Below are 16,548 nucleotides of genomic sequence, written 5' to 3' on the forward strand. Positions count from 1 at the left end.
AATTACCAGCGCGCCGCCGACGGCAGCGGACCGCCGTACCAGAGTTCGACCAGGTGACGGGCGATCGAAATCCCGGACGGCGGCAGGATCTCGCCCGCCGCCATGCCGGCCTGCAGCTCCTCCCGGGAGAACCAGCGGGCCTCCGCCAGCTCCTCGCCGTCCACCGTGATCGCCGTGCCGTCCGGCTGGGCCTTGCCCATGAAGCCGAGCATCAGGCTGGACGGGAACGGCCACGGCTGGCTGGCCACGTAGGACACCTCGGCGACCTTCACGCCGGCCTCCTCGAAGACCTCGCGGACCACCGCCTGCTCGATCGACTCCCCCGGCTCGACGAAGCCGGCCAGGGTCGACCAGCGCCCCTCGGGCCAGAGCGCCTGGCGCCCGAGCAGGCAGCGGTCCTGCTCGTCGGTGATCATCATGATCACCGCCGGGTCGGTGCGCGGGTAGTGCTCGGCCGCACAGGAGGTGCAACGCCGGACGTGGCCCGCCCCGGCCTTCTCCGTCGGGTGCCCGCAACGCGAGCAGAAGCTGTGCAGCCGGTGCCAGTGCTCCAGCGCGACGGCATGCACCAGCAGCCCGGCGTCCCGGTCGGAGAGCAGCGCTCCGACCTCGCGCAGCCCGGCCGGACGGGCGTCGCCGTCCAGTCGGCCGGGCAGGCTCTCGCCGGCCAGCGCGAAGTACGAGACGCCGTCCTCGTCGGTGCCGAGGAAGTAGCGGTCCCCGGTCTGCGGCGCCTCGAAGGAGGGCAGCAGGACCAGCTCGGTGCCGCTCCCGGTGTCCACCACGAACGCCTCGCCGCCGGCGATCGGCAGCACCTGGGTGGTCGGGTGGCTCCAGGCGGCCGCCAGCCAGGGCTCGTCGAACCGGTGCTGGGCTGCCCGGTCCACCCCGGCCCGGGCCAGTGCCAGGTTGCTCGGGCGTTCGGTCTCAGGCACGGTGCTCACTTCGTTCCATCCCCACGTGATGAGTCGTCTGGATCGGTGGTCTGCCCGCCGGGACGGGCGGCGGCGCCCTCAGGCACCTTCGCCGCCCGGCCGCCAGTTCTCGGCCAGGTCGGCCCAGAGGTAGGCGGCCGTCTCCACACCCTTGGCCAGGAGATCCAGCTCGACCTTCTCGTTGACCGAGTGCCAGCCGTCCGAGGGCACCGAGATGCCGAGGAAGAGCACCGGCGCGCCGAGCACGTCCTGCAGGTCGGCGGCCGGGCCGGAACCGCCCTCACGGGTGAACAGGATCTTCTGCTCGAACGCCCGCCCCATCGCCCGGACGGTGGACTGCAGCGCCGGGTGGTCCAGCGGGGTCAGGCAGGGCCGGGTCGCACCCGGGAACACCAGCTCGTACCGGATGCCCTCGGGCACCCGCGCGGCCACCCACTCCCGGACTGCCTCCCGGACCTTCTCCACCTCCTGGCCGGCGACCAGCCGGAAGGAGAGCTTGAGGTGCGCGGAGGACGGCACGATGGTCTTGCCGCCGGGGCCGGTGTAGCCGCCCCAGATGCCGTTGACCTCGGCGGTCGGCCGGGCCCAGATCCGCTCCAGGGTGGAGTAGCCGGCCTCACCCAGGGTGCCGTACGACTTGGCGACCTCCAGCCACTGCGCCTCGTCGAAGGGCAGCTCGGCGAAGAGCTCGCGCTCGCGCTCGGTCAGCTCGATCACACCGTCGTAGAAGCCCGGGACCGCCACCCGGCGGTCGGCGTCGTGCAGCCCGGCGGCCAGCTCGGCCGCGACCGCCGCCGGGTTGGGGACGGCGCCGCCGAAGGAGCCGGAGTGGATGTCGGTGTCCGGGCCGTACAGGTCGATCTGGGCGTCGGCCAGGCCGCGCATGCCGGTGCAGACGGTCGGCGTGGTCTCCGACCACATGCCCGTGTCCGAGATGATCACCACGTCGGCGGCCAGCCGCCCGGCCTCCCGGCGGACCAGGTCGGCGAAGTGCGGCGAGCCGGACTCCTCCTCACCCTCGATCAGCAGCTTGAGGTTGACGGCCGGCGCCGTCCGCCCGGTGGCGGCCAGGTGGGCGCGGACACCGAGGGTGTGGAAGAACACCTGGCCCTTGTCGTCGGCGGCACCACGGGCGAACAGCTGCTTGCCGACCACGGTCGGCTCGAACGGCTCGGTGGCCCAGCCGTCCTCCTTCGCGGCGGGCTGCACGTCGTGGTGCCCGTACACCAGCACGGTCGGCGCGGACGAGTCCCCGGACGGCCACTCGGCGAACACCGCCGGCAGGCCGTCCGTCTCCCAGACCTCCGCCACCGGGAAGCCGGTCTCGCTCAGCTTCGCGGCCAGCCACTCGGCGGAGCGGCGGACGTCGCCGGCCCGGCCGGGGTCGGCGGAGACCGAGGGGATGCCGAGCCAGTCGGAGAGGTCGGCCAGGAAGGCGGCCTGGTGCTGGTCGATGAAGGAGCGGACGACGCTGTCCGGGGTTCTCGTCATACGGACGACTTTAGTTCGCCCATGCGGGTGCCCGCCCCGGTCGTCCGGCCACCGGTCAACGACGGGCCTGTAACCTCCGTCACCTCCGGCCGCGCACGAGGGCGGCCGGAGGTGACGGAGGCGGAGCGGTGCGTCAGCCGGAGCGGCGCAGCAGTGAGATCCGCGAGCGGGTGAGCACGGTTGCCAGCCCCACCGCGAGCAGCGGCAGGACGACCACCGTGACCCCGACGTTGAGCCACGGGAAGACGATGACGCTCCGGTCGGCCAGCTCATCGGCGGGCATCCCCGGGTAGGAGACCGCCACGCCCTCCACCTTGCGCAGGGCCACCGCCGGCACGACCCCGGCGGCGACGCCGAGCACGGCGCCCATCGCCGCGATCACCCCGCACTGGAACCCGGAGAGGGTGCGGCGGATCCGCGGCGCCGCGCCGACCGCCGCGAGGGTGGTCAGGTCGCGCTGCGAGTCGGCGGCGGCGAGGCCGGTGGCGATGCCGGCCGCGCCGAGCGCGACCAGGGCGGCGAAGCCGGTCAGGCCGAGGCTGACCAGGTCGCCGTTGGACTGGTAGCCGCGCTCGACGTTGAACCGGGTGCCGTCGGCGAGCTTGTCGATCGCACCGGCCGCCTTCTGCTCGGCGCTGTCGGACGGTGCCCCGGCCGGCAGCCAGACCGAGCCGGCGTCCCTGGTGCTCAGCCCGAGCCGGCGGGCGGTGTCCGGACTCATCACGGCCTGGCCGCCGGCCGGGGCCACCGCGGTGGCCAGCACGGCGTCGACGCCGATCTCGTGGCTGGGCGCCTCGTGGTTCTCCCCCGACTTCATGGCGGCCTGGTCCATCGGCTCGGTCACGCGCACGATGAGCTTGCCGTCCTTGACGTACCGGGGGTCGAACACGACCGCCTTGCCCGCGGCCAGCGCCTGGCCGACGGCCGGGTCGGTCACCCCGTACAGGTTGCGCAGCAGGACGGCGTCCCCCGCGATCGCGGCGCTGAACGGGTTGACCCAGTAGGAGCGGTCCTCCTTGCAGCGCGCGTCCTCCTTGCGGAGCCGGACGGCCTCCTCGAAGGGGATGGAGTCGCTGCCCTTCTCGTTCAGCGGGCAGCGCAGTTCCTTCGGCATCTCGGTGCTGACGTAGCCGCAGCTGGTGCGCATGCTGTCGCAGTCGCCCGGGAGGTCGATCCTCTGCACGTCGGCGCGGGGGCCGAGGTCGGGGATGCTGGTCTCGACGGCGCCGCGCAGCTGGGGCAGCAGCTTGCCGTCGGAGGCCGAGCCCCAGCCGCTGCTCAGCGTGACCGCGCCGGCCGGGCCGGCGGCGATGTACTCCCGTCGGTTCTGCTCGTCGCTGCTCGCGGTGTAGATGCCGACGGCGACGGAGCCGGCGACGGCGGCCATCACGGCGGCCACGGCGGGGGCGGTGCGCCCGCGGTGACGGACCGAGTCGCGCAGGGCGAGGCGCGGGCCGAGCGGCAGCCAGCGGCCGAGCCGGCCGAACAGGCCGACCAGGTAGGGCGTCAGGGCGACCATGCCGAGTTCGGCGATCACCGAGCCGCCGAGCACGGCCAGGCTGCGGTTGCCGAAGCCGCTGGTCGCGCCGAGCAGCGCGAGCGCGGCGCCGCCGGCCAGCATCAGCAGGCCGAGCAGGGCGAGCTTGCGGCTCGGCGGCTTGAGCGAGTCGCGGCCGGTGAGCGCGGCGACGACGTCCTGCCGGGAGGCCTGGACGGCGGGTACGACGGCCGCGAGCAGGCCGGTGACCAGGCCGATGGCGAGGACGCCGAGCAGGTCGACCGGCTGGAGGTCGAAGTGCCCGAACCGCGTCCCCGAGTACTCCTCGGCCCGGGTGCGGAGCACCGCGACCAGGCCGATGCCGACGGCCAGGCCGACGGCGGCGCCGGTGACGCCGAGGACGATGCCGCCGCCGAGGACGACCGCGCGGACGTTCGCGCGGTCACCGCCGCCGGCGGCCAGCAGTCCGAGCTGGCGCCGGGAGCGCCGCGCCCCGACGGCGAAGGCGGGGCCCGCGAGGAGCACGATCTCCAGCAGCGCCATGCCGACGACGGTGGCGAGGATGACGACGGAGGTCTTGTCGAAGTACCGGGTGCCGCCGCTCTCCTGGTCCTCGTGGGCGTAGAGCGGCACCTCGGAGCGGGCCGGCGGGTCGAGCAGGACGCTGCGGGAGGCGACGGTGAAGCCGTACTTGTTGAGCTCCGTCACCTTGGGCCAGTCGATCGCGGCCCCGGCCGGGAGCTTGACCATCCAGCGGCTCTCCTCCCCCAGGTCGGACCGGCCCATGCCCTTGCCGGCGCCGGGCAGCTTCATCAGCTGGTCGACCAGCGTGCCGGGGCGGGCTATCAGCCCGGTGGCCTTCAGCTCGCCGGGGTACTCGGCGACAGCGGTGATGGTGAAGGGGGTGGCCTCCAGGCCGCGCGGGGAGGTGCGGTCGCCGAGCTTGAGGCCGGAGCGGTCGAGGAAGTCCCGGGTGACGGCGGCCTCGTGGCCGGCGCTCGGGGCACGGCCCTCGACCACGTTGATCCGGCCCTTCCAGACCGGGTCGTTGAGGTCGGCCTCGACGGTCTGCACGCTGAGCAGGCCCTCGGCGGTGCTGGTGGAGGTGTACGGGCCCTGGCGCACCGGGACGAGCGTGGCGCCGGCCGGGAGCAGCTGCTTGACGAGTTCGGCGGGCTCGGTGTCGAGGCTGCGGCGCTGCTCGGGCGTGAACTTGGGCTGGCCGTCCCCCTGCTTCTTGGCGTCCTCGGCGCTCGTGTGCTTGAAGGAGTCGTCCGGGTCCGGTGCCTGCAGGATGACCGAGCCGCGTTCGATCATCCGGATCTCGGCGTCGGACTGGCCCATGGTGCGGACGATCCGCTCGCCGGGGTCGAGTTCGGCGCTGCGGAAGACCACGTCGGCGCCGGTGACACCGAGGACGGGCAGCGCGACCATGGCGACGACGAGGGCGCTGCGGCCCTTGGCACGCAGGGCGTCACGGCGGGCGATACGCAGGGCGACCCGCCAGGCGCTGAGCCTCACTCCGTCACCGGGCCCATCGCGTTGGTGGCCGCGGAGACGAGCAGGCTGCCCGCGTCCTGACTGACGCTCTCGTCGACCATGCGGCCGTCGCGCAGGAAGACGACGCGGTCGGCCCAGGCGGCGTGGCGGGGTTCGTGGGTGACCATCATGGCGGCGGCGCCGGCGTCGCAGCGGGCGCGCAGGACGGCGAGGACGGCCTCGCCGGTGGTGGAGTCGAGGGCGCCGGTGGGCTCGTCGGCGAGGACGAGGCGGCGGTCGCCGATCAGGGCGCGGGCGATGGCGACGCGCTGCTGCTGGCCGCCGGACATGTCGTCGGGGAAGCGGTCGGCGAGCTCGGGGATGCCGAGCTCCTCCAGGGCGGCGATCGCCTCGCGGCGGGCGGCGCGGCCGGAGAGGCCGTCGAGCTCGCGGGGCAGCGAGATGTTCTCGGCGGCGGTGAGCGCCGGGATCAGGTTGTAGTCCTGGAAGACGTAGCCGACCGAGCGGCGGCGGACCTCGGCGAGCCTCTTGCGGTTGAGGCCGCCGAGGGCGACGCCCTCGACCAGGACCTGGCCCTCGGTCGGGCTGTCCAGACCGCCCGCGAGGGTCAGCAGGGTGGACTTTCCGGAGCCGGACGGGCCCATGACGGCGACGAACTCGCCGGGGTGGACCTTCAGGTCGACTCCGCGCAGCGCCTGCACCTCGGCCGCGCCCTGGCCGTGGACCCGGGTGACGTGGTCCAGGTGCAGCACCGGTTGGGTGGCGCTCCTGGTCGGATCGGTGTGGGACACACTTCCCCCTGCTGTTGTGGGCCCGGGGCGGGTTGACCGCCGGGGCCGGGTGGTTCGTGAGGTCGGGACGGGGTTCAGGCCTTGGAGCGGCGGCGCCCGATCCGGGCGGTGGGCCCGGACCGGGGCTCGGGCTCTGCCTTGCGGGCCTCGGCGGCCCTGGCCTGCTCGATCTCGGCCTGCTGGGCGAGCCTGGTCTCGCAGTGGTCGAGCCAGCGGATCTCGGCCTCGGTCTGGAAGATGAGCTGTTCGAGGACGAGCAGCCAGGCGAGGTCGGCGCCGGGGCCGGCCGGCTGGCCGGTGCCGCCGGGGCGGGTCTCGCCGGCCAGCGCCCGGCCCTTGAGCCGGGTGTAGTCCTGGAGCGCCTTGACGCTGTGGCGGCGCTGGCCCTGGACGACGGCGGGCACGTTCACTCCGGGGACGGTCACCGCCATGGCCAGCTTGATCGCCAGTTCGTCGCGCGGCGGGCTGGTCCGGGGCACCGGGGTGTCGAACCAGGCCCGCAGTTCGGCGCGGCCGGCGTCGGTGACGGCGTAGAACTGGTGGCCCTCGTCGTCCTCCCCGGCGGGCTCGACCAGGCCGTCACGCTCCAGCCGGGACAGCGTGGTGTAGACCTGGCCGACGTTGAGCGGCCAGGTGGCGCCCGTGCGCGCCTCGAACTCGGTTCTCAGCTGGTAGCCGTAGCGGGGGCCCTGGTCGAGCAGGGCGAGCAGACCGTGGCGGATCGACATACCGAGTATGTATACCCGGTATGCCCAGTCCGCTCAAGCGGCGCCCCCTCCCCCGGCGAGCGGGTACCGTCGTGCGGTGTGAGCCAGTTGCGCATCGCCACCTTCAATCTGTTGCACGGTCAGCCGCTCGCCCCGGACGGCGCCCCGCGGCCCTACCCGGCCGACGCCGGCGGGCCGTTGGCCGAGGCGGTGGCCGCGCTGGACGCCGACGTCCTGGCGCTCCAGGAGGTGGACCGCTACCAACCGCGCTCCGGCGCCACCGACCAGACGGCGGTCGCCGCCAAGGCGATGGGCGCCGCGGACTGGCGGTTCGCGGCCGCGCTGCACGGCCGGCCGGCGCCGGTGGCCGGCTGGGTGCGGGAGCCGTCGGAGCCCGCCGGGATCCAGGTGTACGGGCCGGGCGAGCTCGGCGACGACGCCCCGCCCGCGTACGGCACCGCGCTGCTCACCCGGCTGCCGGTGCGGCACTGGCGGGCCCGCCGGTTCGCCCCGGCGCCGTTCGGGCTGCCGCTGCGGGTGGCCGGGCGGCGCGGACTGACGCCCGTCCCGGACGAGCCGCGGGCCGCGCTGGCGGCGGTGCTGGAGGGCGAGCGCGGGCCGTTCACGGTGGTGGCGGCACACCTGTCGTTCGTGCCGGGCTGGAACATGGCGCAGCTGGCCGGGATCCGGCGGTGGATCGCCGACCTGCCGCAGCCGTACCTGGTCCTGGGGGACTTCAACCTGATCGGGGCGGTGCCCCGGACGGTGCTCGGCGGGGCGACCGCGCTGGACCGGACGGCGCCACGGGCGCGGGTCCGCGAGCTGCGGGCGGCCCGGCGGGCCCGGCCGGCCCTGGTGGAGCCGCGCCGGCGGCGGGTGCGGGAGCCGCGGGCGCGGCTCCAGGGCTGGCACGACCTGGCGCGCACCCCCACCTACCCCTCGCACCGGCCGGCCGTGCAGTTCGACCACGTGCTGGCGGTGGGCGTGCCGCGGACCGCCGTCGGCCCGGCGGCCGCCCCGCGGACGGTGGTCTCGGACCACCGCCCGCTGGTGGTGCAGGTGTCGCTGTAGGGCTTAGCTTCCTCAGCGCCTGGTCAGCAGGCCGTTCTGGTGCGGCAGCTGGGGCGCGGCCGCGTTGGGGTCCCCCCGGTCGAAGGCCGGGGGAGGGTCGTACTGGAGCAGCAGCATGGCCGCGTCGTCGCCGAGCTGGCGGCCGACGTGGCGGACCACGTCCTCGTGCAGGCGCTGGAGGACGTCCACCGGGCGGCCGTCCGCGCAGTGCGGCAGCCGTTCGGCGAGCGGGTAGAAGGCGCCGGCCCGGTTGCGGGCCTCGATGACGCCGTCGGTGAAGAGCAGCACGCGGTCCCCGTGCTGCAGCGGGATCCGGTACACCGGCGGCCGGACGTCGGCCGGGTCGAGGACGCCGAGCGGCGGCACCGTCTCGGCGAGCTCCAGCGGCCGGACCGGCTCGCCGCCGCGCAGCAGCAGCGGCGAGGGGTGCCCGCAGTTGACGATCTCGGCGGTGCCGTCGGGCCGGACCCCGATCAGCACCAGGGTGACGAACTCCTCCTCCACTCCGGGGTGGTCGTTCTCGTGCAGGGCCCGGTCGAGGCTGACGGCGAGCCAACCGGCCACCCGCTCCAGCGCGGGCTCCTGGTGGGCGGCCTCACGGAACGCGCCGAGCACGGCGGCGGCCGTCTCCACCGCGCCCAGCCCCTTGCCGCGGACGTCACCGACCACGGCCCGGACGCCGTGCCGGGTGTTCACCACCTCGTAGAGGTCGCCGCCGATCCGGGCGTGCGCGGCGGCGGCCTCGTAGTGGACGGCGGCCCGCACGGTGCCGACCCGGTCGGGGACGGGCCGCAGCAGCACCCGGCGGGCGATCGAGGCGACCAGCTGGGCGTCGGCGAGCGCCTTCTCCTGGCGCAGCCGCAGGGTGGCGCTGACCCAGCCGATCGCGGCGACCAGCACGATCGCGAAGACGGTGGCGCTGTGCACGGACTCGCCGAGCACGTCGTTGTGGAAGGCCATCAGGAAGGCGGCGGCCTCGGTGCAGAGGCCGATCGCGAGCGGGTACCAGGTTCGGCGGCTGACCACGGCGGCCAGCGCGGGGACGGCGGTGAGGGCCGGTTCGACGGTCACCGCAGCGTCAGTGAAGTAGTCGAGGACGACGACCAGCGCCATGCCGATGAACGGCAGCGACAGCGCCGTCCTCGGCCAGGTGCCGGTCGCGCCCGGAGCGGCCCCCGGGGTCGACCCGGCGAACCGCTCTCTGATCCATCCGGTCGCGCTCAACTTCGGTCTCTCCAGCAGAAGACGCCGATGCCCGTGGGCACCTGCGGTGATGACTGAGGGTTAGGGAATGCGGGCCTCGCTGGCGGCCGGAGCACGGGGGTTGACCGGTTACCGACCCCACAATAGGCACGAAACGTGCACTACGCGCAGGTTTCGCCCGTTGCCGTGATGACTTGAATGCTCTCCGTGACTCATTCTTCACTGTTCCCGATCAGGAGCCGTTCCAACTCTTTTCGGCCGGGAAGTCCTGCGGGTTGTTCGATCCGACCGCTGCGGATGTACAGGAACGACGCCGTGACCTGCTCCACCGGGACGCCCAACTGTTCGGCCCAGGCCACCCGGTAGACCGCGAGCTGGAGCGGGTCGGCGGTCTCCTCGCGGTGCGTCTTCCAGTCCACCACTTCATAGCGTGACGCGCAGCCGGATTCTGACCGGCCGTCACCCTCGCGGTAGACCGCGTCGATCCGGCCGCGCACCACCCGGCCCGCCAGCACCAACTGGAACGGCGCCTCGACCCGATACGGTTCCCGGTTCGCGTACGGAGTACGCAGGAACGCCTCCTTGAGCCGCTCCAGGTCCTGCTCGTCCTCGATGCCGTCGTCGTCCGCTCCGGGCAGCGCGCCCGGCTCGATCAGCAGCAGCGGTTCGATCCGGGACTGCACCCAGGCGTGGAAGCGGGTGCCCCGGCGGGCGGCGGGCTGCGGCGGGCGCGGCATCGGGCGGGCCAGGTCGTGCGCGAAGCCGTCCGGGTCCGCGGCGAGCCGCAACAGCTGGGTGGCGGAGAGCGCGGCAGGCAGCGGAACCTCCCGCACGCTGCGCCGGGACCGCTCCAACTCGCCCACCAGCGCGGTGAGATCGCGATCCCAGGACTCGACCTGGCGGCGGTCCTCGGCGGCCATCGGCTCCGGCTCGGGGGCGGGCTGCCCGGCCAGGCGCCGGTACACCACCTCGGCCACCCGGCGACGGGCGTGCTGCGCGGCAGGGTCCAGCGGCAGCGGCCAGGGCCGCTCGACCGGCGCGGCCAGCGCCGGGTTCTCGGCGCCCTTGGACGGCTGCTCCGCCCAGTGCTCGACCTCGCCGACGCCGGGCCGCTCGCAGTGCTCGCGCAGCTGCTCCAGGAAGGCGGACGGGCCGCGCGGGGTCTTCTGGCTGGGCCCCCACCAGTGCCCGGAGGCCAGCAGCAAGGAGCGCGGCCGGGTGAAGGCGACGTAGCCCAGGCGCAGCTCCTCGATGCCGGAGTGCTCGGCCAGCGCCTGCTTGAAGGCGGTCATCGACTTGGCGTTCCAGCCGCCGCGCACATCGGGCAGGGTGGCCGCGTCGCCGCGCAGGGCGTGCGGGAGCACACGCTTGGTGCTGGTCCAGCGCTCGCGCGCGGTGGACGACGGGAATGCGCCCTTCACCAGGCCGGGGACGGCGACGACGTCCCACTCCAGGCCCTTGGACTTGTGCGCGGTGAGCACCTTCACGGTGTCCTCGCCGCCGGGCAGGCTGCTGTCCAGGCCGCGCTCGTACTCCTGGGCCGCGCGCAGGAAGCCGAGGAAGGCCGGCAGGCCCGGGTCGCCGTCGAGGTCGGAGAAACCGGCCGCGACGTCCAGGAAGGCATGCAGGGTCTCCCGGCGGCGGGCGGCCAACGCCTGCGGGGAGGCGGCGAGTTCGACCTCCAGGCCGGTGGCGGCGAGCACCCGGTGCAGCACGTCCATCAGCGGGTCGGCGAGCGATCGGCGCAGCTCGCGCAGCTCCCGGGCGAGCCGGGCGAAGCGCAGCCGGGCCTCCGCGGAGAACGCCAGCTCGTCGGGCTGGTCAGGGTCGAGGAAGGTCTCCAGCGCGTCGGCCAGCGAGACCACCTCGGTCGGGTCGGTCTCGGCGACGGCGGCGGCCAGCGCCTCGACGCCCTCGGGCCGGGCGGTGCGGACCAGATCGGCGGCGCGCCGGCCGAGCAGGGCCAGGTCGCGCGGGCCGATCCGCCAGCGCGGGCCGATCAGCAGCCGGACCAGCGCGGCGTTGGCGGTCGGATCCTGGAGCACCTCGCAGACCGCCACCAGGTCGGCCACCTCGGGCAGTTGGAGCAGCCCGCCGAGGCCGACCACCTCGACCGGCACCTCGCGGGCGACCAGCGCCGCGTGGATGTCGGGGAAGGCCGCGCCACCCCGGCAGAGCACGGCGATCCGGCCTGGCGCGGTGCCGGTGCGGACGAGGTGGGCGATCGAGTCGGCCAGCCAGTCGATCTCCTCGGCGTGGGTGGGCAGCAGTGCGGCACGGACGTAGCCGTCCTGCTCGGCGCCGGGGGCCGGGCGCAGCGCCTCGACGCCCTCGTGCATGGCACGCAGCGGCGCGGCCAGCTCGTTGGCGAAGGCGAGCAGCCGCCCGCCGCTGCGGCGGTTCTCGCTGAGCGAGTAGCGGGCCGCCTCGGAGCCGTCGGCCTTCGGGAAGTGCCGGGGGAACTCGTCCAGGTTGGCCACCGAGGCGCCGCGCCAGCCGTAGATCGCCTGGCAGGGGTCGCCGACGGCGGTGACCGGGTGGCCGGTGGCCCGCCCGTCCGGGCCGGCACCGAAGAGACCGGCCAGCATCAGCCGCTGGGCGACGGAGGTGTCCTGGTACTCGTCCAGCAGGACGACCCGGAACTGGCCGCGCAGCAGCTCGCCGACCTCGGGGCGCTGCTGCGCGAGCCGGGCGGCGGCGGCTATCTGGTCGCCGAAGTCCATCAGCCCGGCGGCGGCCTTGCGGCGCCGGTAGTCCTCGACCAGGCGGAGCAGTTCCAGCCGGGCCCGGGCGGCGCCCGGGACGGCCCGCAGGTCGTCGTTGGTGAGCCTGGCCGTGGCGAGGGTGTCGAGCAGCTCCTCGTCGAAGCCGCGCAGGGTGTCCGGCTCGACCAGGTGCTCGGCGAGTTCGCCGTCCAGCGCGATCAGGTCGGCGACCAGGTTGGCGAAGGTGCCGGTGAGGGCCGGGAAGGGCCCGCGGGCGGTGCGCAGCACCTTGGCGGCGAGCTGGAACCGGGTGGCGTCGGCGAGCAGCCGGACGTCCGGCTCGATGCCGATCCGCAGGCCGTGCTCCTTGAGCAGTCGGCCGGCGAAGGCGTGGTAGGTGGAGATCTCCGGCTCGCCGAGCGGCTCCTCTTCCGGTTCGGCGCCCCTCCCCCGGCCTTCGCCGAGACGCAGCGCCGCGCGGACGCGTTCGGCGAGCTCCCCGGCGGCCTTGTTGGTGAAGGTGAGACCGAGCACCTCCTCCGGCCGGACGGCGCCGGAGCCGACCAGCCAGACCACCCGGGCGGCCATCACGGTGGTCTTGCCGGAGCCGGCGCCGGCCACGATCACGGCCGGCTCCAGCGGGGCGCCGATGGCCGCCATCTGCTCCCGGTTGAAGGGGATGCCGAGCAGCTCCTTGAGCTGGTCGGGGTGGTTGAGCACGGCGGTCACCCCGCAACGTTAACGGGGGGCACCGACAGGGCGGGCGCCCGGCCGGGGTGACCCTCGCTACTCGGCCCGACGGGCTACTCCACGAGCTGGGCGCCGTCCCGCTGGGCCGAGCAGCTGCGGCGGAACGAGCAGCGGTCGCAGCCACCGCCGGTCTGCGGCACGAACCGCTCGGCGAGCACCCGCCCGGCCGCGTCGGCCAGCAGGTTCTCGATCCACGGCTCGCCCTCCGGAGGGTCCTGCCGCTGCACCTTGGGCGCATCCGGGGCGCCCTTGTCGGGCTTGCGCAGCTGGACCAGCTCGGCGCCGCCGGACTCGGGTGCGCGGCCGTCGAAGCCGGGCAGCTCGTTGAGCGCGCCCGCGCGGACGGCGAGCTGGTAGACGGCGAGCTGCTTGTGCTCGGGCAGCGACTTGTCGGTCGGCGCCTCCTTGCCGGTCTTGAAGTCGACCACGTAGGCGCGCCCGGCCTCGTCCTTCTCGACCCGGTCCATCGAGCCGCGGATCCGCACCGCGACGCCGCCGGCGTCCAGGGTGACGTCGAAGCCGTGCTCGGTGGCGACCACGTCGCGGCCGCGCTGGAGCACGTGCCAGTGCAGGAACCGCTCCAGGGCGGCCCGCGCCTCGGTCTTCTCCTGCTGGGACTTCCACGGCGCGTCGAAGGCCAGCGCGTCCCAGACGGTGTCCAGCCGCTCCATCAGGACGGCGAGGTCGGCGGGGCTGCGGCCGGAGCCGACCTCGTCGGCGAGGGCGTGCACCACGTTGCCGAAGCCCTGGGCGGCCGAGGAGGAGCCGCGCGCCTTGACCTCCTTGTCCAGGAACCACTGCAGCGAGCAGTTCTCCAGCTGTTCCAGGCCGCTGCCGGAGAGCCGGACCGGCAGGTCGGCGCTGCGCAAAGGGTCGGGGGCGGCCGTGGCGTCGTCCAGGCCCCACCAGCGGTCCGGGTGGGCGGCCGGCACCAGCGGCAGGCCGTCCTCGTCGGTGGCCAGGGCCAGGGTGGCGAGCCGTTCGGCGGCGGCGCGGCGCAGCTCGGGCGCGCGGGCCGGGTCGACGGTGACCGCGCGCAGCTCGGCGACCAGCGCGGGGACGGAGAGCGGGCGGCGCGGCCGGTGGGTGACGTCCTCGACGGTGGCCGGCGGGGTGCGCCGCAACACCTTGCCGGTGCGCGGGTCGATGTCCTCGCGGTAGAGCTCGCGCAGGAAGCGGGAGGGCTCGTCGCCGTCGTCGGCGGGCGCCTTGACCGCCGTGACGATCAGCCGCTCCTTGGCCCGGGTGGCGGCGACGTAGAAGAGCCGGCGCTCCTCGCCGAGCAACGCGGCCAGGGAGAGCGGTTCGGCGAGCCCGTCGCGGCCGATCCGGTCGGCCTCCAGCAGCGAGCCGCGGCGGCGGAGGTCCGGCCAGAGGCCCTCCTGGACGCCGGCGACGACGACCAGGCGCCATTCCAGGCCCTTGGAGCGGTGTGCGGTCATCAGCCGGACGGCCTCCGGGCGGACGGCCCGCACGGTGAGGGTGTCGGCGGCGATGTCCTGGGCCTCCAGCTCGGCCAGCAGGTCGAGGGCGCTGCGGTGGCCGGTGACCTGCTCCTCGGCGCGGGCGGCGGTCTCGAACAGGGCGCAGAGCGCGTCGAGGTCCCGGTCGGCGTTGCGGCCGGCGGCGCCGCCGCGCAGCGCGGCCCGCTCCAGGCGTTCGCGCCAGCGGCGGCTGCCGTCCCAGAGCTCCCAGAGCGCGTCCTCGGCGGTGCAGCCGCCGGCGAGGCGCTCGCGGACCTTGCGCAGCAGAGTGCCGAGGTCGCGGGCGCGCCGGGCGTAGGCGGGGTCGAGGGCGATCAGCCGCTCGGGTTCGGCGAGGGCCTCGCGGATCAGCTCGCCGGCCGGGCGCGGTACGGCGGCGGGCCGGCCGTCGGCGCGCAGCGCGGCCCGTTCCTCCTCGCGCAGGGCGCGGCCGAGGCGGCGCAGGTCGGAGCCGTCCATGCCGCCGAGCGGGCCGGTGAGCAGGGTGTGGGCCAGCTCGGTGGTGAGCGGGTCCGGCACGTCGGGGGTGTGCCTGTCGCGGTGGGCCTGCTCGGCGCAGACCCGCAGCGCGAGCAGCAGCTGGGCGACGGCCGGCTCCTCGCGCAGCGGCAGGTCGTCGCCGTCGATCTCCAGCGGGACGCCGGCCGCGCCGAGCGCCCGCCGCACGCCCGGGATGGACCGGGCGCCGGCCCGGACCAGGACGGCCATCTCGCCCCACGGCACGCCGTCCTCCAGGTGGGCGCGGCGCAGCAGGTCGGCGATCGAGTCCAGCTCGGTGCCGGGCGTGGGGTAGGTGTAGACCTCGACCCGGCCGCCCTCGCGGGAGGGCAGCAGTGCGCGGTGCTGGGCGAGTTTCTCGGCGGGCAGCCGGCCCATCGGCATCCGCCGGGCCAGCTCCCGGGAGGCGGCGAGCAGGACGGCGCCGGAGCGGCGGGAGACCCTCAGCACCCTGACCTCGGCGGCCCCGCCGTCGGCCTGCCGGAAGGTCTGCGGGAACTCCAGGATGCCGTTGATGTCGGCGCCGCGGAACGCGTAGATCGACTGGTCCGGGTCGCCGACCGCGATCAGCTCGCGTCCTTCGCCGGCCAGCCGGCGCAGCAGCCGGACCTGGGACGGGTCGGTGTCCTGGTACTCGTCGACGAAGACCACGTCGTACCGCTGCCGCAGCTCCTCGCCGACCTCGGGGCGCTCGGCGAGCAGGACGGCGCGGTGCACCAGCTCCGCGTAGTCGAGGACACCTCGCAGGTCGAGCACGTCCAGGTAGTCGGCGAGGAAGTGGGCGGCGGCGGCCCAGTCGGGGCGCTGGACGCCCTCGGCGAAGCGCTCCAACTCGGCCTCGCCCAGGCCCAGCTCTCGGCTGCGGGCGAGCACGGCGCGGACCTCGTCGGCGAAGCCGCGGGTGGTCAGGCAGGCCCGCAGGTCGAGCGGCCAGGAGATGCGACCGCTGCCGAGCCGGGCGTCCTCGGCGCCGCCGGCCAGCAGCTCGCGGACCATGACGTCCTGCTCGGGGCCGGAGAGCAGCCGCAGCGGCTCGGCGTAGTCCCGCGGGTCCTGGTGGGCGCGGAGCAGGGCGTAGCTGAACGAGTGGAACGTGGTCGCCTGCGGTGACCGAAGTGCAGCCGCCTGCGGTGACCGAAGCGCAGCCGCCTGCGCGGCGCCCGCCGGGGGCGCGGAGGCGGCGCCGAGCCGGGCGGACATCCGGTCGCGCAGCTCCATCGCGGCCTTGCGGCTGAAGGTCAGCACCAGGATCCGCTCGGGGTCGGTGCCGCGCTCGATCCGCCGGGCGACGGCCTCCACCAGCGTCGTGGTCTTGCCCGTCCCCGGCCCGGCGAGCACCAGCAGCGGGCCGCCCGCGTGCTCCACCACGGCGCGCTGGTACTCGTCCAGCACGGGCGGGGCGGGCTGTGCGAGAGGGCTGCGCACCAGACGGTAGGGGGAGCTCACGAATGTCCTGGGGGTTGTGCTGCGGCCACGGAAAGGCGGGCCCCGCGCGGGGCCCGTCCACAACGAGCCTACGATCCTGCCCCGTCATTCCCGCCCGCGCACCCGGTTCGGCTCAATCCGCCGCGGGCCCGCCGTCCCAGCGGGCCCGCTTGAGGTCGACCCGGGGCGGGTCCGCGAGCTCGCGCAGCGGGGTGCCCTCCTCGCCGTAGTGGGCGAGGGCGCGGTGCTCGTGGCCGGGCAGGAACCGGCCGTCCGCGCGGATCACCCGCCACCACGGCACGGCGCCGCCGTAGAGGGCCATCACCCGCCCGACCTGCCGGGGGCCGCCCTGGCCGAGGTACTCGGCAACGTCCCCGTAGGTCATCACCCTGCCGGGTGGAATCCGCTCGGTCAGGTCGAGCACCAGTTCGGCGAAGGGCGGCAGTGCGCCCCGGTCGCCATCGTCGTCAGCGTCCGTCACCTGCGGCAT

The 16,548-nt window shown here is 75.0% G+C and carries 10 protein-coding genes; 1 reads left to right on the forward strand and 9 read right to left on the reverse strand.

The window, feature by feature from the left end; all coding sequences use genetic code 11:
• Positions 1–2: 2 nt before the first annotated feature.
• The 5 genes from nudC to ACZ6NC_RS37525 form a co-directional block, all read right to left on the reverse strand.
• The gene (gene nudC, locus ACZ6NC_RS37505) at positions 3–944 is read right to left on the reverse strand and encodes an NAD(+) diphosphatase (protein ID WP_465738367.1); all 942 of its coding nucleotides are present in this window, start codon (positions 942–944) and stop codon (positions 3–5) included.
• Positions 945–1,013: 69 nt separating this feature from the next.
• Positions 1,014–2,426: a dipeptidase gene (locus ACZ6NC_RS37510; protein WP_465738368.1), complete on the reverse strand. Its 1,413-nt coding sequence runs from the start codon at positions 2,424–2,426 to the stop codon at positions 1,014–1,016.
• 133 nt (positions 2,427–2,559) lie between these two features.
• On the reverse strand, positions 2,560–5,445 hold the full coding sequence (locus tag ACZ6NC_RS37515; protein ID WP_465738369.1) for an FtsX-like permease family protein: 2,886 nt from the start codon (positions 5,443–5,445) through the stop codon (positions 2,560–2,562).
• Positions 5,442–6,215: an ABC transporter ATP-binding protein gene (locus ACZ6NC_RS37520; RefSeq protein WP_465738370.1), complete on the reverse strand. Its 774-nt coding sequence runs from the start codon at positions 6,213–6,215 to the stop codon at positions 5,442–5,444. The genes ACZ6NC_RS37515 and ACZ6NC_RS37520 overlap by 4 nt, the downstream gene beginning before the upstream one ends.
• A gap of 74 nt (positions 6,216–6,289) precedes the next feature.
• Entirely contained in the window at positions 6,290–6,943 is a 654-nt protein-coding gene (locus tag ACZ6NC_RS37525; protein ID WP_465738371.1) for a PadR family transcriptional regulator, read from the reverse strand.
• Positions 6,944–7,021: 78 nt separating this feature from the next.
• Between ACZ6NC_RS37525 and ACZ6NC_RS37530 the strand changes: the two genes are divergently transcribed.
• The gene (locus ACZ6NC_RS37530) at positions 7,022–7,993 is read left to right on the forward strand and encodes an endonuclease/exonuclease/phosphatase family protein (RefSeq protein WP_465738372.1); all 972 of its coding nucleotides are present in this window, start codon (positions 7,022–7,024) and stop codon (positions 7,991–7,993) included.
• 12 nt (positions 7,994–8,005) lie between these two features.
• On the opposite strand, the gene ACZ6NC_RS37535 is transcribed toward ACZ6NC_RS37530, so the two are convergent.
• From ACZ6NC_RS37535 to ACZ6NC_RS37550, 4 genes are all read right to left on the reverse strand, one after another.
• Entirely contained in the window at positions 8,006–9,217 is a 1,212-nt protein-coding gene (locus ACZ6NC_RS37535; RefSeq protein ID WP_465738373.1) for a PP2C family protein-serine/threonine phosphatase, read from the reverse strand.
• A 191-nt stretch (positions 9,218–9,408) separates the two neighbouring features.
• Complete coding sequence (locus tag ACZ6NC_RS37540) at positions 9,409–12,630, reverse strand: UvrD-helicase domain-containing protein (RefSeq protein ID WP_465738374.1); 3,222 nt, start codon at positions 12,628–12,630, stop codon at positions 9,409–9,411.
• Positions 12,631–12,704: 74 nt separating this feature from the next.
• Positions 12,705–16,079, reverse strand: coding sequence for an ATP-dependent helicase (locus tag ACZ6NC_RS37545; RefSeq protein ID WP_465738375.1), 3,375 nt, complete (start codon positions 16,077–16,079; stop codon positions 12,705–12,707).
• A 112-nt stretch (positions 16,080–16,191) separates the two neighbouring features.
• Positions 16,192–16,548 (reverse strand): MGMT family protein, encoded by a 357-nt coding sequence (locus ACZ6NC_RS37550; RefSeq protein WP_465738376.1) that lies wholly within the window; start codon positions 16,546–16,548, stop codon positions 16,192–16,194.

It is taken from the genome of Kitasatospora sp. NPDC041988 (genome assembly GCF_055588525.1).